Raw genomic sequence first — 15,957 nt, forward strand, 5'->3', positions numbered from 1 at the left:
CAATCAACCCAGCGAAAATCGCCGGCGAACGGGCTCGGCGGTTTATCTCCTGATACAAACGCTTTAAGGGGATCGGCAAAAGGAGCCTCGCATGACGCCGAAAGCGGTTTTCTGGGATATGGACGGCACGCTGGTCGACAGCGAGCCGCTGCATGAGGCGGCCTTGGTGGCGGCGCTGCGCAGCGTCGGTATCACGCCGCCGGCCGACCTGCATGAGCGGGTGCTGGGCGTCGCCGCCGTACCGGTCTACGAGATGCTGCGCAGCGAGTTCGGCCTCGACCTGCCCTTCGACGACTGGATCGTGCGCAAATACGATCACTACATGCCGATGGCAGAGACGCTGAAGCCGCGCCTCGGCGCGATCGAAGTGTATAACGAATTGCGCGCGCTCGGTGTGCAGCAGGCGGTGGTGTCCAATTCCGACCGGGTGATCGTCGATGCAAATCTGAGCGCCGTCGGGCTGATCTATCCCGGCATGCGCACGATCAGCCGAAACGACGTGCGCGAAGGCAAGCCGCATCCCGAACCGTTCCTGCGCGCCGCATGGCTGGCCGGCGTCGATCCTTCAGACGCGGTGGCCGTCGACGACAGCGTTACCGGCGCCACATCAGGCCTGGCCGCGGGGATGCGGACGATCTTCTGGCCGGAAGCGCCGATGGCAGGACCGAAGGGCGCTGTCGTGATCAACAGTGCGGAAGAGTTGCGGGCTCGGTTGGGACTCTGAGTGAGCTATGAACGTCGGCGCTGCCCCTCATCCCCCTGCCGGGACCTTCTCCCCGTGAACGGGGAGAAGGGTGAACTCATTCAGCTGCGGTACACCGGCTCCTCCTCGTCGAGGATCGCCTTCAGCTCGGCAAGGTGACGCTCCGCCTGGCCGGGATAGTCGTCCATTTCGCTGGCGGCCTTTTCGGCAATGGCGTCGGAGAGCGTGCGCAGCGGCCGGCCGGTCCACAGCGCCTTGATGTAGGTCTCGGCGGCGCGTTCGAAATAGAACATGCGGTTGAAGGCGTCGGCGACGGTGTCACCGATGACCATGACGCCGTGATTGCCCATTACCATCACCTTGACCTTAGGGTCGGTGAGCAGTTGCGAGCAGCGCTCGCCCTCTTCCTCGAAGGCCAGCCCGCCATAATGGGCGTCGACGACGTGGCGGTTGAAGAACATGGCCGAGTTCTGATCGATCGGCGGCAGGGTCGAGTCGGCCAGCGATGCAAGCACGGTGGCATGAATGGAATGCACATGCATGGCGCAGCGCGCATGCGGCACATTGCGGTGGATGGCGCCGTGCAGGCCCCAGGCCGTCGGGTCAGGCGCGTCGGGGCCAGTCAGTGTGTCGGGATCATTGGCGTCGATCAGCAGAAGGTCGCTCGCCTTGATGCGCGAGAAATGCACCTGGTTGGGGTTCATCAGGAATTTGCTGCCGGCCTCGTTGACCGACAGCGAGAAGTGGTTGGCCACCGCCTCATGCATGTTGAGCCGCGCCGTCCAGCGGAAGGCGGCGGCCAGATCGACGCGCTCCTCATAATAGGGCAGGTTGGTCAGCGTTTCCTTCTGCAGGCGGGCGATGCTCATCTGAAAAACCTCCGTTTTTAAGAGAATGCCGCGCTCAGCCGTGGCCAGCAACCGCAAACTGGTGGGTCAGGCTGTCTTCGCATTGTCCGTTGTCCCAAAACCGCTACGCACTTTTGGGCGACATGCATTACGCCGCCGAGCGAGCCGACTGCAGCCCGCCATGTTCGACGATGAAGTCGATCACCTCCTGCAGGCCCTTGCCGCGCGACAGGTCGGTGAAGCCGAACGGGCGCTTGCCGCGCATGCGGGCGGCGTCGCTCTCCATGACATCGAGGTTGACGTTCACATAGGGCGCCAGATCGCTCTTGTTGATGACCAGGAAATCGGAACGGGTGATAGCCGGCCCGCCCTTCCTGGGGATTTCCTCGCCCTGGCAAACCGAGATGACATAGAGGGTCAGGTCGGCAAGGTCCGGCGAGAAGGTGGCGGCAAGATTGTCGCCGCCGGATTCGATGAAGACGATGTCGAGATCGGGGAATTTCCTGTTCAGCCCGGCGATCGCCTGCAAATTGATCGAGGCGTCCTCACGGATGGCGGTGTGCGGGCAGCCGCCGGTCTCCACGCCGACGATGCGGTCCTCAGGCAGCGCCTGCAGGCGAGCCAGCATCATGGCGTCTTCCTTGGTGTAGATGTCGTTGGTGACGACGGCGATGGAGAAATCGTCGCGCAGCGCCTTGCAGAGCTTTTCGGTGAGCGTCGTCTTGCCGGAGCCGACGGGACCGCCGATGCCGATACGCAGGGGACCATTGGCCTGAGTCATAGCAAAAAATCCGTCATGCCGAAAACTCCGTAATGCCGAGGATTGCGAAGCTGAGCCCGATCAACAGGCAGAGCGGCGAATAGAAGGTCACATCGAGCCGCGCAAAAGGCTGTTCGGGCGCCAGCCGGCGCCACCACGGCGTGAAGCCGGCAATGCCGCGGCCGAGGAAGACGAGCCCGATAAGCAGCGCTGTGGCGGCAAGGCCCTCCCTTGGAAAGGGGGTGGCGAAGACCCCTGTCAGCGCCAGCGGCCACAGGGTTGCGAGGCACAGGCACGCGGCAACGGCGAAACAGGCAAACGGCGTCGGCATCTCGTCGACGCCGCGAAAGCCGACGACGGCGTGGGCGCAGGAGACGCCGTCCCTGCCCGGCCAGATGCCGCCAAGGCCCCAATAGACATGCAGCGCGGTGATGAGCAGCAGGACGGCCGAGAGGGCGAAGGCGAGGACGATCATGAGCGGAACAGCCTGGAATACTGCGTCTCGTGCTTCATCGCCATGATGTCGGAGATGAAGGCGCAGCCGCCGAGATCGTCCAATGTCGAGCCGGCGGCGCGCGCGGCCGTCGACAGCGCCAACGGCTCGAAGCCGGCGAGCAAGGCCATGGCGTCCGTCTGGCCGACGATGCCGAGTCGGATCGCCGCCTGGACGAGGTTGGAGAAGAAGGCCTGCAGGAAGGCCGACATCGCGTCCTGAAGCGCGAAACCGTTGCCGCCGGCAGCGGCGCCGACGGCGACACAGTAGGCGCATTCGGCCGGCAGGCGGCCCAACACCGGATTCGCCCACGCCGCTGCCGCTTTCAGGAAGGCGGCGCCTTGCAGCATGGTTTCGGTGTGGCGCTCACGCGAGCCGGCCAGCGCTTCGGCGAGATCGGCAATTTCATGGAGATCGCCGCCGTCGCGGGCGCGACGCCAGGCTTCCGTGAAGAGCACGGCGTCGTTCCAGCCCGAGCCCATCTCGACCAGCGTCTCCAGCCAGAAGGCGAGGCTGGCGGTATCGGCAACCAGCCCGTCTTGCCCGGCGCGTTCGAGACCATGGCTGTAGGCAAAGCCGCCGACCGGAAAGGCCGGCGACAGCCACGCCATGAGCCGCAGCAAAGCGATGCCGGATGGCTGGTCAGTCATGATCGTGATGATGCCCGTCATGGGAATGGCTGTGCGAATGCGACTCGCTGTGTGCGTGGGAACGTCCATCATGGGAATGCGCCTCGGCGTGCGCATGCGCATGGCCGTGATCGTGACCATGCGCACCTTGGGCGGAATAGGCGCCGCGCACCGGCTTGAACGGTTCGGAGACTTCGCGCACCGTGGCGCCCAGCCCTTCCAGCATAGCCTTGATGACATGGTCGCGCAAAATCAGGATGCGGCCGGGCTCGATCGCTGCCGCCAGATGGCGGTTGCCGATATGCCAGGCGAGTTCGGTCAGATGCACGGCGTGGCGGGCACGGATGTCGTAGACCTCTTCGGGTGCCGCGGTGATCTCGACCTGGCCGCCATCCTCCAGCACCAGCCGGTCGCCATCGTTCAAGGTCACGGGCTCGGGCAGGTCGACCAGCACCTTGCTGCCGTCGGCAAGCTCAATGGCGCGGCGGCGCAAATGACGCTCGTCATGGGGCAGGACGGCACGGCCGGATGGCGGCGTAGTTCCGGCAGTGCCGGCAGGCACCACCGAGACGGCGCGCGGGAACTTGGTGAAGTCGGTGTTCAGGTTGAGTTTCATCGCATGGCTCCACCGTTAGCCTGGGCTCTCGCACGGGCAGGCCGCGCCAGGACGCGGTCGAAATACGCGTTGACGCGCTCGGATTCGATCGGAAATTTTCCGGCGCGGGCCCAGCCGCCCATGTCGCCCAACAGCACGTCGACGGCGGAAAACCGGTCGCCCAGCGCAAACTCCCGATCCCCCAGCCGGCCGTCGAGCGCCTTGGCCTCCGAGGCGAAATCGTAGGCGGCGGCGGGGCCGACATCGACCCGCACGTCCTTCGGCAACAGGAAGCGGTGGCGCAGCTTGTTCCACAGCGGCGCTTCGACCTCGGACTGGGCAAAATGCATCCAGGAATCCATTTCGGCGCGTCCGGCCACACCTGGAGTGGCGCCCATGCCTTTGTCGGCGTGCTTGTCGGCGAGATAGACGCAGATTGCCGCCGAATCAGTCACCGTCAGTTCGCCATCGATCAGGATCGGCACCTTGCCCGACGGGTTGAGCGCATAGGCTTCGGGCGAACGCAATTTGACCTCGACGAATTCATAGGGCTGCCCGAGTTCCTCGAGCATCCACAGAACGCGGCTGACGCGGGATCCACGCGATCCGATGGCCTTGTACATGGTTGAACCCTCTTTCCTGCGACCCTAAACCATAGCCACTGTTCAGACGATGGTGTCGAAGAGCCGCAGGATGAACGATATCTGATAGATCAGCGTGCCGGCGACGAAGGCGGTGTGGAAGCGGCGGTCACGCACCAGTATGGCGGCGATGCACAACACCACGAAAACCGGCGTTCGGAACAGATATTCATTGCCGTAGCGGGCGAAATGCTCGGGACCCTTCAGCAGCGTGTCGACGACGTCGAGCAGATAGGTCGTCGCCAGCAGGCCGAAGAACCAGCCACGGCGTGAATAGAAGAAATCCTCGTAGCTGGTGTAGTCGAGCATCGAATCCGGAAACAGCAGCGCGCACAGCAGGAACAGCGTGATGGCGTAGAAGATCAGGAACAGGTACTTGCCGAAAGTCCAGACCTCTATGGTGTAGAGGCCGAACTCCCACCACCAGAAATGCACCAGCAGCAACAGCATGGAGGCGACCCAGCCGAGGTGCACGGGATAGAGCCTGTACTGGCCGGGATGCTGGACGATTCGCGCCACCCCCGACAGCAGGCGAGCGACGCCAAGTCCGATCACCATGCCCATGACGATGCGGATATGCGGGAAGATGTCGTGGGCGGAGGCTATTTCGGTGGCCATGACCTGCTACGCGGTTTCTTTGAGCCGCATATTGCGGCGGCACCGACCGGCTCGCAACGGAATTTGCCGGGTCGATCAAATCGCCCCTCGCCTCAAAACAGGAAATACCGCTGCGCCATCGGCAGCACGGTTGCCGGCTCGCAAGTCAAGAGTTCGCCATCGGCGCGAACCTCATAGGTTTCGGGATCGACCTCGATATGCGGCGTGGCGTCGTTGAGGATCATCGAGTGCTTGCCGATGCCGCCGCGGGTATTTTCGACCGCGACGAACTGCTTGTCGACGCCGAGCCTGCCATGCAGGCCGGACTCCAGCGCCGCCTTCGAAACGAAGGTCACCGACGAGTTGGTCCTGGCCTTGCCATAGGCGCCGAACATCGGGCGGTAGTGCATCGGCTGCGGTGTCGGGATAGAGGCGTTTGGGTCGCCCATCGGGGCTGCGGCTATCATGCCGCCGATCAGCACCATGTCGGGCTTGACGCCGAAGAAGGCTGGGTTCCACAGCACCAGATCGGCGCGCTTGCCGACCGCGATCGAACCGATGTCCCTGGAAAGGCCATGCGCGATTGCCGGGTTGATGGTGTATTTGGCGATGTAGCGGCGGACGCGGAAATTGTCGTTGTTGCCGGTCTCCTGCGGCAATGACCCGCGCTGGCGCTTCATCTTGTCGGCGGTCTGCCAGGTGCGGATCGCCACCTCGCCGACGCGGCCCATTGCCTGCGAGTCCGACGAGATGATCGAGAAGGCGCCGATGTCATGCAGAATGTCTTCCGCCGCGATGGTTTCCTTGCGGATGCGGCTTTCGGCAAAGGCGATGTCTTCGGGGATCGACGGCGACAGATGATGGCAGACCATCAGCATGTCGAGATGCTCGGCCAGCGTGTTGACGGTGTAGGGCCGGGTCGGGTTGGTCGAGGACGGGATGACGTTGGGCAGGCCGCAAACCTTGATGATGTCAGGCGCATGGCCGCCGCCGGCACCCTCGGTGTGGAAGGCGTGGATGGTGCGGCCCTTGATGGCGGCGACGGTGTTCTCGACGAAGCCGGATTCGTTCAGCGTGTCGGTGTGGATCATCACCTGCACGTCGTAATCGTCGGCAACCGACAGGCAGCAGTCGATGGCCGCCGGCGTCGTGCCCCAGTCCTCGTGCAGCTTCAGCGAGCAGGCGCCGCCCAGCACCATTTCCTCGAGCGCCGCCGGCAGCGAGGCATTGCCCTTGCCGGACAGGCCGATGTTCATCGGGAAAGCGTCGAAGGACTGGATCATGCGCGCCATGTGCCAGGGTCCCGGCGTGCAGGTGGTGGCCAGCGTGCCATGCGCCGGGCCGGTGCCGCCGCCGAGCATGGTGGTGATGCCCGACATCAGCGCTTCGTCGATCTGCTGCGGGCAGATGAAGTGGATGTGCGCGTCGAAGCCGCCGGCGGTCAGGATCTTGCCCTCGCCGGCGATGATCTCGGTACCGGGGCCGATGATGATGGTGACACCGTCCTGCGTGTCGGGATTGCCGGCCTTGCCGATCGCCGCGATGCGGCCGTCCCTGAGACCTATATCGGCCTTGAAGATGCCGGCAGTGGCATCGACCACCAGCGCGTTGGTGATGACCGTGTCGACCGCGCCGCCGGCGCGCGACACCTGGCTCTGGCCCATGCCGTCGCGGATGACCTTGCCGCCGCCGAATTTCACCTCCTCGCCATGGACGGTGAGGTCCTTTTCGACCTCGATAAACAGCTCGGTATCGGCCAGGCGCACTCTGTCGCCGACCGTCGGGCCATACATCTGCGCGTAGGCGGCGCGGGTAATTCTAGCCATCAGTCAATGCTCCCCAAACGAGAGTCCGGCCGCAGCCGAACTCCACATCGTCGCCATCCAATGGTCATGCAATGACCCGCTCGGCGACACCTTCTGATCCCATTTGGCCGTTGAGGTGGCCGTGCCACCCCAAACCGCCCGTTTGCCAAACCCTTGGCCAAATCGATGAAAGGAAAATACATGCGCAAAATCATCGTTCTTGCAGCCGCCGCCACGCTGGCCTCCGCAACCGTAGCCGGCGCCCAGCAACAGCCCACGCCGCAACCGAAGCCGGCGGCGCCCAGCGCTCAGCCGGCGGCGCCGGCGATCCAGAAGGTCAACATCGTCGATATCAGCGAATTGCCCAAGGCCACCCAGACGCAGGTCAATCAGGTGATCGCCCAGCGTGGCGATGCCGGGCTCCAGAAACTGCGCTCTTCGATCGACGCGACGCCGCAGATCAAGTCGGCGCTCGAAGCCAAGGGGCTCACCTCGGCACAGGTGGTCGCCGCCAGCATGACCACCGATGGCGCGCTGACCCTTGTCACCAAGAAGGCAAGCTGAAAGAAGCGCTTGGCGGGCCGGCACCCGGCCCGCCAGCCCACAGGGAACCTTCGCCCGACAGGAGGCGTTTCGTTCCTTTGGCGCCGAACGGCGTTGCACAGAAAAGTCCACCAGGAGCGAGCAATGCCTGTCTTTGCCGACACCAGATGGCTCCAGAGCCTTGCTGCCTGCACATTTCTCGCAGCTTTCGGCCCGCAAGCCGCGCAAGGTCTTGAAAGCGCTGACGCCGTCAACCGGGCCGACACCGTCAACAGGATCGTCGGCTCCGATGTCCGGCAGGAGGAGGCGCGGACGGAACCACAGACCAACAAGATCATCACCGCGATCGAGCGGACGCGTGAGAACATCGGCGCCGTGCGCAAGACGTCCAAGCTCGATACTGTGGATATCGTCTTCCTCACCGACGCGGCGCGCAGCGAAGGCGGCCCGCCGCCGGCGGTCGAGAGCAAGGTCGAACAGCATCAGGATGACATTGCGGAACTGCGCAAGGAGATCGACGCCAACGCCTTGCTGTTCAACGCCATCGATTCGCGGCGCGTGCTTACGGAAGACGTCCTTGCGGTGGAATTCGACGGCTCGGCAAGAATCGTCATCTACGCGGCGGCCAGGCCGTCGAACTGACCTCAGGGCGCCCGACCCCGTCGATCTCACAGCCTGCCCATGATCTTCTGCTGAAAACCGTAGACCTCGCGTTTTCCTCCGAACGGCACCAGCGTGACGTCCCGCTCTTGTCCCGGTTCGAAGCGCATCGCGGTGCCGGCGGCAATGTCCAGACGCATGCCGCGCGCTTTGTCGCGATCGAATTTCAACCCCTCATTGGTCTCGAAGAAATGGTAGTGGCTGCCGACCTGGATCGGCCGGTCGCCGCTGTTGGCCACCTTCAGCGTCACCGTCGGCAGCCCCTTGTTGAGCTCGATGTCGCCGCTTGCCGTGATGATTTCGCCGGGAATCATCGTTAGCCTCACAAAACGCCGAAGACCAGGCCGACGGCGACTGCAGCACAAGCGGCGCCAGCGGCGCGGGCAAGCCCGCGAAAGCGCATGCCGAGGCCAAGGCCGGCAGCGATGCCCATGGCATGGAGAAGTGCGGTGGCAACGGCAAAGCCGGCCATATAGTCAAGTCCACCGGCATTTTCCGGCACTTCGGTGCCGTGGGCATGGCCATGGAACAGCGCGAACAGGCCGATGATGGCGACTCCGGCCGAGACCGGCAGATCGACCGCCAACGCCACCAGCAAGCCAAGCGCGACGACGGAGGCAAGGATGCCCGGTTCGACGAAAGGCACCGGCACGTGGAGCATGCCGAGCGCGCCGCCGACCAGCATGACGCCGACAAAGGCCAGCGGCCAGGCCCAGATTGCCTTGCCGCCCTTGAGCGCCGCCCACAGGCCGACGGCTACCATGACGGTCATATGGTCGAGGCCGGACAGCGGATGCGCGAAGCCCGCCGCGAAGGACGAGGTCGTGCCGATGCCGACATGGGCATAGGCGGGCATCGCCGCCGCCAGCAGCAGGATCGCTGCAAGCGTGGTGCGTTTGGTTGAAGCAGAGATCATCGGTCTTCCCTTCGAAGTCACGAAAATAATCACGCAGCCTTGCGCGGGCCGCAGCCCTCGGCCTTGAGCACGCGTTGGGTCGAGGCCGGATATTTCACCAGTTTCTCCACTGGGCGGATCGGGCGTGCGGAAAAATTGCCGCCGCAGTTCGGGCAGACGCCGCCCAGCACATGTTCAGCGCAGTCAGCGCAGAAGGTGCATTCAAAGGTGCAGATCAGCGCGTCCGCCGCTTCCGGCGGCAGGTCCTTGTCGCAGCATTCGCAATTCGGTCGCAGCTCCAGCATCGTTTTTCTCCTCACCTGATCGGTTCGTGAACGGTCACCAGCTTGGTGCCGTCGGGAAAGGTCGCCTCGACCTGCACGTCGTGGATCATCTCGGCGATGCCTTCCATCACCTGCGCGCGGGTGATGACATGGGCGCCGGCCTCCATCAGTTCGGCGACCGGGCGGCCGTCGCGGGCGCCCTCGACGACGAAATCGGTGATCAGCGCGATCGCTTCGGGGTGATTGAGCTTGACGCCGCGTTCCAGCCGCTTGCGCGCCACGATCGCCGCCATGGCGATGAGCAGCTTGTCCTTTTCACGCGGCGTCAGGTTCATGCGCTTTCCTGGATTTGGCCTGGATTTGGCTCAGAGTGACCATAATTTGGGCAGACCCGCCCGCCCGTTGAGCAGTTCGACGAGCGGAACCAGCCGCTTGCGCAGCTGGTAGCCGTCCTCGGCAAACAGCCTCGCAAGAAGCTTGCCAGATTTTTTGACGCTCCAGGCGCTGGCATCGCCGTCGGCGCCGATGATGTCGCGGGCCGCATCGAGCAAGCCTTCGGCCTGCGGCGAAACCATCAGCAGCGTCGCAGCGGCAATGGCGCCGCCGGCGACCGCCGGGCGGCCAAGTGCCGCCGCGATAGCCGGCCCGATGCGGGAATCCTCGGCATGAACGAGCGCACCATCCTGGCGGACACGCCAACGGTCGTGGAAATGGCCGTGCGCGGCCTCTTCGCCCATCGCGAGGCGGCCGAATATGGTGGCTTCAAGCAGCAATGCCTCGGCGCCTGCGGCAAGCTCGACCTCGAGCGTGCGGGCAAAGGCCGAGCGGTCGAAGACGATGGTTTCCTGGGGCAGCCAGGCGATACGCCCGCCCGCGCCGACGCTGAGCTTCACCCGAACTTCGGCGCAGTCGCTAGCGGCACGATAGATCTTTTCGCAGGCCTGGGTGGTTATCGAGGCGGAGGCACCTGGCCCGACATCGATTTCCCAGCCGAGCCGATCGCCGCCGGTCAGACCGCCGGCGGTGTTGATGAGCACGGCTTCGAGCGGATCGGCCGCAACGGCCGGCATGCGGATTTTGGCCGAGCCGTCCTGATAGAGGCGCAAAAGCCGGGTGCGTCCATCCCTGACGCCGCACGCAAGCCGGGCCGCCCCGGCCGCGCGCTGGGCCGGAAGAGCTGAGATCAAGACATGCTGCAACGTATCCACGGCGCTAACGTTAAGCACTCCCGGCGCTTTGTCGATATGGTGCTTGTTGATATAGCTTGTTGCTTGACAGCGTTTCCGTTTCTATAGAGGGAGCCTCTTTGGAACGGTCATGCTGCGCCTGGCGGGTTTTTGAAGGCGACGGCGATTTCAGTCCAGGCAACAGGGGCGCCAACCAATCGGCACCGCGACGTTATAAAATTGGGGAAGGAATCGAATGGCTGACGAGCTGGCAACGGAAATCATCGCCAAGATCAGGGCACATGCGGAGCCCGGTGGCGAAGAGATCACCACCAATACGGAATTGACCGCGCTTGGCATCCATTCCCTGGAACTGACCGAGATCATCTTCGATCTCGAGGAGCAGTACGGCATCGAGATCGAGATGAACACGGTCGATGCCTGGAGCAATCTCAAGAATGTCGGCGATATGGTTGAGGCTGTTCGCGCGCTGATTGCGAAAAAAGCCTGAGCTGAATGCAAAAGCGCGTCGTCATTACCGGCATCGGCGGCATATGCGGGCTCGGCGCCAATGCGCCTGCAATCTGGAACGAAATGCGGGCCGGCCGATCGGCCATCGGTCAAATCAGCAATCCCGGTTTGCATGATTTGAAGGTCAAGGTCGGCTGCGAAATCAAGACGCTGCCCGACCATGGCATCAGCCACAAGCAGACCGTGTCGATGGACCGCTTCAGCCTTTTGGCGACGATTGCCGCGCGCGAAGCCATGCAGCATGCCGGCCTGACATCGAATGAAGCAACCACCTACCGGATGGGCGCGGTTGTCGGCGTCGGCGTCTGCGGCTGGGAGGCGATCGAGGAGAACTACCGCGCCATCCTGGTCGACGGCAAGAACCGGGCCGGCATCTTCACCGTGCCAAAAGTGATGCCGAGTGCGGCGTCCGGCCATGTCAGTATGAATCTCGGCCTGCGCGGGCCGGTGTTCGGCGTCACTTCGGCCTGCTCCTCGTCCAATCACGCCTTTGCCTCGGCGGTCGACCAGATCCGGCTCGGCCGCGCCGATGTCATGGTCGCCGGCGGCACCGACGCGCCGCTGCTCTGGGGCATCCTGAAAGGCTGGGAAGCCCTGCGGGTGCTGGCGCCCGATACCTGCCGGCCGTTCTCAGCCGATCGCCAGGGCCTGTCGCTCGGCGAAGGTGCTGGAATGGCGGTGCTGGAAACCTATGAACACGCCATGGCGCGAGGCGCTACCATTCTGGCCGAATTTGCCGGAGCCGGCCTTTCCGCCGACGCTTCCGATATCGTCGCGCCGACTGTCGAGGGACCGACGGCGGCGATGCGCGCCTGCCTGACGGACGCCGGGCTCAATCCCGAGGACGTCGACTATCTCAACGCCCACGGCACCGGCACCAAGGCCAACGACCAGATCGAGACGGCGGCAATCAAGCGCGTCTTCGGCGACCATGCCTTTAAGCTGTCGGTGTCGTCGACCAAGTCGATGCATGCCCATTGCCTCGGCGCCTCGGGCGGCCTGGAAATGATCGCCTGCGTGATGGCGATCCGCGAAGGCATCGTGCCGCCGACGGCCAATTTCCGGCAGGCCGACCCCGACTGCGATCTCGACATCACGCCGAATGTGGCGCGCGAGCGCAAGGTGCGCGCGGCGATCAGCAACGGTTTTGCCTTCGGCGGCACCAATGCCGTGGTGGCGTTCAAGGCGGTCTGACGGCAAGCGACTGACCCTGAGCGACTGGCCCTGAATGACTGCGAAGACGGTGTGTGCACCGTCGGCCGGTTGATCGGCAAAGACGCCGAGGATAATCCTTCGCAACACGCCAGATGGCGCGATACCGCGCCAAATTCCCGACCGGAGCTTTCGATGACCGACCTGTCCGCCTTTCCGATCACCAAGCGCTGGCCGGCCAGCCACCCCGACCGCCTGCAGCTCTATTCCGCGACGACGCCGAATGGCGTGAAAGTCTCGATCGCGCTGGAAGAACTCGGCCTGCCCTACGAGGCGCATCTGGTGGATATCGGCAAGGACCAGAGCTGGACGCAGGAATTCCTGTCGCTGAACCCGAACGGCAAGATACCCGCGATCATCGACCCCGACGGGCCGGGCGGCAAGCCGCTCGGCCTGTTCGAATCCGGCGCCATCCTGCTTTACCTCACCGACAAGACCGGCAAGCTGATCCCGGTCGATCCCGCGCGGCGCTACGAGACCATCCAATGGGTGTTCTTCCAGATGGCGGCGATCGGACCGATTTTCGGACAGGTCGGGTTTTTCAATAAATTCGCCGGGCGCGAGATCGCCGACAAGCGGCCGCTGGATCGCTACCGCAATGAATCGCGGCGGCTGATCGGGGTGCTGGAGACGCGGCTGAAGGGTCGAACCTGGATCATGGACGACGACTATACGATCGCCGACATTTCGATGCTGGGCTGGGTGCGCAATCTGATCGGCTTCTACGAGGCGCGCGAACTCGTCGGCTTCGACGACTTCCCCACCGTCGCGGCATGGCTGGAGCGCGGGCTGGCGCGGCCCGCGGTGCAACGCGGCCTGACCATCCCCGCCAGGAATTGACCTCGGCCGGCCGAAGCAACCAGGTCTATTTCGCCTTGGCCTTGCTTTTCGAGCCGCCCTTGCCGATGACGGACGCAGCGAGCGACGCGGCGCCCCTGGCTGTCGCCGCCACCGCACCAGCGGCGACATTGGCGGTCGCCTTGACCGTGCGCATGGCCCCGCCGGCCACCGAGCCGCGGCTTGCCGGCTTCTTGGGTTTGGCGGTTTTCGCCGCCACCTTCGCCGTCGCGACCGGTTCTACCTTCTTTGGCGCCGCTTTGCCGAAAGCCGGCTTTGCGTCCTTGGACCGCTCGGCGATCGCCGGGCCGGCGCCTGCCTTGGCCTGCGTGGCCTTTGCCTGCCTGGCTTTGGGTTGAGCGGTCTTGCTCTTGGCGGGTGTTTTTGCCTTGGTTGCCATCTGACGGTTCCCTCACGGCGGCACGATTGCCGATGAGGGATAACGGCCTGAAAGTCTTAAGGTTCCCGTTCCGAAGTCCAGCGAACTATGCGGGATCGCCAACAACCAGGTCGGCGGACCTGCGACGGCCGAGCACGCGATCGATGTTGGGCATGTCGTTGGAAGCGATCCAGGCGCGGGCGTCTTCGTCGGAGCGGCCATGCTCGTGCCAGCGCACCAGAAGGCGGCGCTCGAGTTCGGCCCGCGGCACATCGACAAAGATGGTGAAGTCGAACAGCGGCGCCAGCCGCGACCACGGCTCCTCGTCGAGCAGGAGGTAATTGCCCTCAACCAGGATGAACTTGGTCTCGGCGGCAACGATGGAGGCGGCGGCGCGCGACAATTCCATGCTGCGGTCGAACACCGGAATGGCGATGTCTGGCTCGCCCGAACGGATGCGCTTCAACAGCGTCTCGAAGCCGGCGAAGTCGAAAGTCTCCGGCGCGCCCTTTCTTGACCGCAGGCCGCGCTGGTCGAGCACGATGTCGTCATAGTGGAAGCCGTCCATCGGCACGACTTCAGCCGCGCCATCCGGCAGCAGATCATGCAGGCCGGCCGAGAGCGTCGACTTGCCGGCGCCGGGCGGGCCGGCAATGGCGACGATGAAGCGTTTCGCCTTGCCGGCGCGCTTGAAGATGGTGGCGGCGAGATGGGCGATTTCGGACATTGGGCGCTTCCAGTTATGCTTCAGCATCTTGTCGGCAGTTTGAGGAAATTTCAAACCGCGATTTGGGCAATCTCACGACATCCGCCACGTCAGCGCCGCCCCTCGTCGCCCTGCCGGTGTCCAGCCGATAGATGGGTAACACTTCTCCCCCTATGCGTCCGCCGCAGCGCCAAGCAGATTGGTTGGCGCGGCGGTGCGGCGGACAAGCTCCATGTGCCGTGTGTCGAGGATGCCGGCAGGCAGGTGAGGGGCAGGGCCAGCGTTCGAAAATCAGCCGGGCTGGCCGATCCGCAGGAAATCGCTGTCGAACCTGACATCGCGGGTCGAACCATCGGCTCCGGTGAGACGCATGTGACCTGAGGCTGTCCCGATAGCGCGCGGCGGCTCGCCGTTTGCCTGCGGCAGCGCGCCGATGACATGGCGGAAGGAGACTTCGCCGCCGAGGGTAAAAGCGGTCGCGACCCCTTCGCGCTTCAGCCAATTGTCGTCGATCGATGCGGCATGGCCGATGGCGGCGCGGCCGTCCTCGATGCCGAGCACGCCGCGATGGCGGCTGCTCCACGGCGCGTAGTCGCGGCCGCCATTGCTGAACCACAGCATGGTGACCGGAAGCTCCGCCGGGTTCTTCAGCACCAGCACCAGATCCAGTTCGGCCCGGCGCGCCAGCGCCGTCCAGCCCGGACCGTCATGATCGGCTTCGACCAGGGTGATGAAATCCTCGCGCTCATCCTCCATGCGGTAGTCGGTGAGATCGAGCGTGCCGCCGCCAGTGGCTGGAAAGCGCGTCAGATCGGTCGAGCGGGCGGGATAGGAAAGCTTGAAGCGGCCGCGGGCCGGATCGGGCTCCAGCGGTGCGTCCAGTGTCCCGGCAAAGCGCTTCGGCGAAAAGGCCAGCCGGCCGCCATCGCGCATCGCCGCCATCGGATGGTGGGCGGCGGAGACAGCGCCGGAACCGCCGGAAAAGACATGCTCCTGATAGAGGAAGGGATGACTGTTGCGGAGCGTGAAGATCTTGTCGACCGTCGCGCCCATCACCGTGCGGCGCAACCGGAAGACGGCCCGCCAGCCGTCGGATGTCGCTTCGCTGGCGGTGACATCCCAGGCGCTGTTGGCCGGCCAGCCATGCAGCGGGGCGGCCTCGATGTCGCTGGCCGAAAACGGTGCGCATAGAAAATCGCCAGACAGCCGCACCGTGCCTTGAGGCAGATCCGGCGGCAGCGTCTCGCCGGCATCGATCCAGGGCGCGCGGTGCAGCGGCTTCAGCTGGCGGCCATCGCTGTCGACCGTCATGTCGGCGATATGGCCGACAGTGAGATCGAGCGTGACCGAAATGCCCTTTGCCTTGATCGTGACCGTATCCATCCGCGCACCTGCTGATTCTGATGGCAGCGAACAAACCCGCTCCGCGAGGGATGCGCAAGCACAGCGACCGGCATTTTGCATCAGGGCGATTTTTACCCTCCCCCTTGTGGGGAGGGTCGGCGAGCGCTCGGAGCGAAGCGGAGATCGTTCGACGGGGTGGGGGTAGCGCCCTACGAGGCCCCCCACCCCGATCCGCTACGCGGATCGGGTAGTGTGCTGAGAGTTCTGCAAATTCGCTGAGAGAGGGCGGTCATGGCAGGCTGGTGATGTTCAACGTCACCGATTCCCTG

At 64.4% G+C, this 15,957-nt stretch carries 22 protein-coding genes; 6 read left to right on the top strand and 16 right to left on the bottom strand.

The window, feature by feature from the left end:
- Positions 1-91 precede the first annotated feature (91 nt).
- Entirely contained in the window at positions 92-724 is a 633-nt protein-coding gene (locus NKJ77_RS24580) for an HAD family hydrolase (protein ID WP_023832540.1), read from the top strand.
- An 80-nt stretch (positions 725-804) separates the two neighbouring features.
- Here the strand turns inward: NKJ77_RS24580 and NKJ77_RS24585 are convergent, their stop codons facing one another.
- From NKJ77_RS24585 to ureC, 8 genes are all read right to left on the bottom strand, one after another.
- Positions 805-1,572, bottom strand: coding sequence for a class II aldolase and adducin N-terminal domain-containing protein (locus NKJ77_RS24585; RefSeq protein ID WP_023832539.1), 768 nt, complete (start codon positions 1,570-1,572; stop codon positions 805-807).
- A 127-nt stretch (positions 1,573-1,699) separates the two neighbouring features.
- Positions 1,700-2,332 carry an urease accessory protein UreG gene (ureG, locus tag NKJ77_RS24590; RefSeq protein ID WP_023671240.1) on the bottom strand — a complete coding sequence of 211 codons (633 nt, stop codon included), beginning with the start codon at positions 2,330-2,332 and terminating at the stop codon, positions 1,700-1,702.
- Positions 2,333-2,345: 13 nt separating this feature from the next.
- On the bottom strand, positions 2,346-2,786 hold the full coding sequence (locus tag NKJ77_RS24595; protein ID WP_023832538.1) for a DUF3995 domain-containing protein: 441 nt from the start codon (positions 2,784-2,786) through the stop codon (positions 2,346-2,348).
- Positions 2,783-3,454, bottom strand: coding sequence for an urease accessory protein UreF (locus tag NKJ77_RS24600; RefSeq protein ID WP_023750393.1), 672 nt, complete (start codon positions 3,452-3,454; stop codon positions 2,783-2,785). The genes NKJ77_RS24595 and NKJ77_RS24600 overlap by 4 nt, the downstream gene beginning before the upstream one ends.
- The gene (gene ureE / locus NKJ77_RS24605) at positions 3,447-4,049 is read right to left on the bottom strand and encodes an urease accessory protein UreE (protein WP_023832536.1); all 603 of its coding nucleotides are present in this window, start codon (positions 4,047-4,049) and stop codon (positions 3,447-3,449) included. The genes NKJ77_RS24600 and ureE overlap by 8 nt, the downstream gene beginning before the upstream one ends.
- Positions 4,046-4,651 (bottom strand): glutathione S-transferase family protein, encoded by a 606-nt coding sequence (locus NKJ77_RS24610; RefSeq protein WP_023832535.1) that lies wholly within the window; start codon positions 4,649-4,651, stop codon positions 4,046-4,048. Before NKJ77_RS24610 ends, ureE begins: the two co-directional genes overlap by 4 nt.
- Positions 4,652-4,693: 42 nt before the next feature.
- On the bottom strand, positions 4,694-5,287 hold the full coding sequence (locus NKJ77_RS24615) for a hypothetical protein (protein ID WP_023832534.1): 594 nt from the start codon (positions 5,285-5,287) through the stop codon (positions 4,694-4,696).
- A gap of 92 nt (positions 5,288-5,379) precedes the next feature.
- Positions 5,380-7,092: an urease subunit alpha gene (gene ureC / locus NKJ77_RS24620; RefSeq protein WP_031195771.1), complete on the bottom strand. Its 1,713-nt coding sequence runs from the start codon at positions 7,090-7,092 to the stop codon at positions 5,380-5,382.
- A gap of 180 nt (positions 7,093-7,272) precedes the next feature.
- On the opposite strand from ureC, the gene NKJ77_RS24625 reads away from it, so the two are divergent.
- Both NKJ77_RS24625 and NKJ77_RS24630 read left to right on the top strand, forming a co-directional pair.
- Entirely contained in the window at positions 7,273-7,635 is a 363-nt protein-coding gene (locus NKJ77_RS24625; protein ID WP_023671233.1) for a hypothetical protein, read from the top strand.
- Between the two features lie 123 nt (positions 7,636-7,758).
- Complete coding sequence (locus NKJ77_RS24630) at positions 7,759-8,256, top strand: hypothetical protein (protein WP_023689155.1); 498 nt, start codon at positions 7,759-7,761, stop codon at positions 8,254-8,256.
- A gap of 26 nt (positions 8,257-8,282) precedes the next feature.
- On the opposite strand, the gene NKJ77_RS24635 is transcribed toward NKJ77_RS24630, so the two are convergent.
- From NKJ77_RS24635 to NKJ77_RS24655, 5 genes are read right to left on the bottom strand one after another with little or no spacing between them, the layout of a single operon-like run.
- Positions 8,283-8,588: an urease subunit beta gene (locus NKJ77_RS24635; RefSeq protein ID WP_023671231.1), complete on the bottom strand. Its 306-nt coding sequence runs from the start codon at positions 8,586-8,588 to the stop codon at positions 8,283-8,285.
- A gap of 8 nt (positions 8,589-8,596) precedes the next feature.
- The gene (locus NKJ77_RS24640) at positions 8,597-9,190 is read right to left on the bottom strand and encodes a HupE/UreJ family protein (RefSeq protein ID WP_023689154.1); all 594 of its coding nucleotides are present in this window, start codon (positions 9,188-9,190) and stop codon (positions 8,597-8,599) included.
- A 29-nt stretch (positions 9,191-9,219) separates the two neighbouring features.
- Complete coding sequence (locus NKJ77_RS24645; protein WP_023671229.1) at positions 9,220-9,474, bottom strand: DUF1272 domain-containing protein; 255 nt, start codon at positions 9,472-9,474, stop codon at positions 9,220-9,222.
- A gap of 11 nt (positions 9,475-9,485) precedes the next feature.
- On the bottom strand, positions 9,486-9,788 hold the full coding sequence (locus NKJ77_RS24650; protein WP_023671228.1) for an urease subunit gamma: 303 nt from the start codon (positions 9,786-9,788) through the stop codon (positions 9,486-9,488).
- 30 nt (positions 9,789-9,818) lie between these two features.
- Positions 9,819-10,640 carry an urease accessory protein UreD gene (locus NKJ77_RS24655; RefSeq protein ID WP_081732475.1) on the bottom strand — a complete coding sequence of 274 codons (822 nt, stop codon included), beginning with the start codon at positions 10,638-10,640 and terminating at the stop codon, positions 9,819-9,821.
- Positions 10,641-10,875: 235 nt separating this feature from the next.
- Between NKJ77_RS24655 and NKJ77_RS24660 the strand changes: the two genes are divergently transcribed.
- The 3 genes from NKJ77_RS24660 to NKJ77_RS24670 all read left to right on the top strand — a co-directional run bounded on the left by NKJ77_RS24660 (position 10,876) and on the right by NKJ77_RS24670 (position 13,202).
- Complete coding sequence (locus NKJ77_RS24660) at positions 10,876-11,130, top strand: acyl carrier protein (protein WP_023671226.1); 255 nt, start codon at positions 10,876-10,878, stop codon at positions 11,128-11,130.
- A 5-nt stretch (positions 11,131-11,135) separates the two neighbouring features.
- A complete protein-coding gene (locus tag NKJ77_RS24665) occupies positions 11,136-12,344 on the top strand; it encodes a beta-ketoacyl-[acyl-carrier-protein] synthase family protein (RefSeq protein ID WP_352535882.1) in 1,209 nt (402 codons plus the stop codon).
- A gap of 153 nt (positions 12,345-12,497) precedes the next feature.
- The gene (locus tag NKJ77_RS24670; RefSeq protein ID WP_023711377.1) at positions 12,498-13,202 is read left to right on the top strand and encodes a glutathione S-transferase family protein; all 705 of its coding nucleotides are present in this window, start codon (positions 12,498-12,500) and stop codon (positions 13,200-13,202) included.
- 25 nt (positions 13,203-13,227) lie between these two features.
- Here NKJ77_RS24670 and NKJ77_RS24675 read toward each other — a convergent pair whose 3' ends face one another.
- The 3 genes from NKJ77_RS24675 to NKJ77_RS24685 all read right to left on the bottom strand — a co-directional run bounded on the left by NKJ77_RS24675 (position 13,228) and on the right by NKJ77_RS24685 (position 15,667).
- Entirely contained in the window at positions 13,228-13,599 is a 372-nt protein-coding gene (locus NKJ77_RS24675; protein ID WP_023832532.1) for a hypothetical protein, read from the bottom strand.
- A gap of 85 nt (positions 13,600-13,684) precedes the next feature.
- The gene (locus NKJ77_RS24680) at positions 13,685-14,305 is read right to left on the bottom strand and encodes a nucleoside triphosphate hydrolase (RefSeq protein ID WP_023832531.1); all 621 of its coding nucleotides are present in this window, start codon (positions 14,303-14,305) and stop codon (positions 13,685-13,687) included.
- Between the two features lie 270 nt (positions 14,306-14,575).
- Entirely contained in the window at positions 14,576-15,667 is a 1,092-nt protein-coding gene (locus NKJ77_RS24685; protein WP_023832530.1) for a hypothetical protein, read from the bottom strand.
- Positions 15,668-15,957: the final 290 nt, after the last annotated feature.

This window comes from Mesorhizobium sp. M0052 (assembly GCF_040323255.1).
Lineage (GTDB): Bacteria > Pseudomonadota > Alphaproteobacteria > Rhizobiales > Rhizobiaceae > Mesorhizobium.

Bases quoted from the DNA above. Each gene is read 5' to 3' on its own strand.
- NKJ77_RS24610 (WP_023832535.1), bottom strand. From the start codon at position 4,651: ATGTACAAGGCCATCGGATCGCGTGGATCCCGCGTCAGCCGCGTTCTG.
- NKJ77_RS24600 (WP_023750393.1), bottom strand. From the start codon at position 3,454: ATGACTGACCAGCCATCCGGCATCGCTTTGCTGCGGCTCATGGCGTGG.
- ureG (WP_023671240.1), bottom strand. From the start codon at position 2,332: ATGACTCAGGCCAATGGTCCCCTGCGTATCGGCATCGGCGGTCCCGTC.
- NKJ77_RS24685 (WP_023832530.1), bottom strand. From the start codon at position 15,667: ATGGATACGGTCACGATCAAGGCAAAGGGCATTTCGGTCACGCTCGAT.
- NKJ77_RS24625 (WP_023671233.1), top strand. From the start codon at position 7,273: ATGCGCAAAATCATCGTTCTTGCAGCCGCCGCCACGCTGGCCTCCGCA.
- ureE (WP_023832536.1), bottom strand. From the start codon at position 4,049: ATGAAACTCAACCTGAACACCGACTTCACCAAGTTCCCGCGCGCCGTC.
- NKJ77_RS24640 (WP_023689154.1), bottom strand. From the start codon at position 9,190: ATGATCTCTGCTTCAACCAAACGCACCACGCTTGCAGCGATCCTGCTG.
- NKJ77_RS24645 (WP_023671229.1), bottom strand. From the start codon at position 9,474: ATGCTGGAGCTGCGACCGAATTGCGAATGCTGCGACAAGGACCTGCCG.
- NKJ77_RS24680 (WP_023832531.1), bottom strand. From the start codon at position 14,305: ATGTCCGAAATCGCCCATCTCGCCGCCACCATCTTCAAGCGCGCCGGC.
- NKJ77_RS24670 (WP_023711377.1), top strand. From the start codon at position 12,498: ATGACCGACCTGTCCGCCTTTCCGATCACCAAGCGCTGGCCGGCCAGC.
- ureC (WP_031195771.1), bottom strand. From the start codon at position 7,092: ATGGCTAGAATTACCCGCGCCGCCTACGCGCAGATGTATGGCCCGACG.
- NKJ77_RS24595 (WP_023832538.1), bottom strand. From the start codon at position 2,786: ATGATCGTCCTCGCCTTCGCCCTCTCGGCCGTCCTGCTGCTCATCACC.
- NKJ77_RS24660 (WP_023671226.1), top strand. From the start codon at position 10,876: ATGGCTGACGAGCTGGCAACGGAAATCATCGCCAAGATCAGGGCACAT.
- NKJ77_RS24630 (WP_023689155.1), top strand. From the start codon at position 7,759: ATGCCTGTCTTTGCCGACACCAGATGGCTCCAGAGCCTTGCTGCCTGC.
- NKJ77_RS24665 (WP_352535882.1), top strand. From the start codon at position 11,136: ATGCAAAAGCGCGTCGTCATTACCGGCATCGGCGGCATATGCGGGCTC.
- NKJ77_RS24585 (WP_023832539.1), bottom strand. From the start codon at position 1,572: ATGAGCATCGCCCGCCTGCAGAAGGAAACGCTGACCAACCTGCCCTAT.
- NKJ77_RS24580 (WP_023832540.1), top strand. From the start codon at position 92: ATGACGCCGAAAGCGGTTTTCTGGGATATGGACGGCACGCTGGTCGAC.
- NKJ77_RS24635 (WP_023671231.1), bottom strand. From the start codon at position 8,588: ATGATTCCCGGCGAAATCATCACGGCAAGCGGCGACATCGAGCTCAAC.
- NKJ77_RS24650 (WP_023671228.1), bottom strand. From the start codon at position 9,788: ATGAACCTGACGCCGCGTGAAAAGGACAAGCTGCTCATCGCCATGGCG.
- NKJ77_RS24615 (WP_023832534.1), bottom strand. From the start codon at position 5,287: ATGGCCACCGAAATAGCCTCCGCCCACGACATCTTCCCGCATATCCGC.
- NKJ77_RS24675 (WP_023832532.1), bottom strand. From the start codon at position 13,599: ATGGCAACCAAGGCAAAAACACCCGCCAAGAGCAAGACCGCTCAACCC.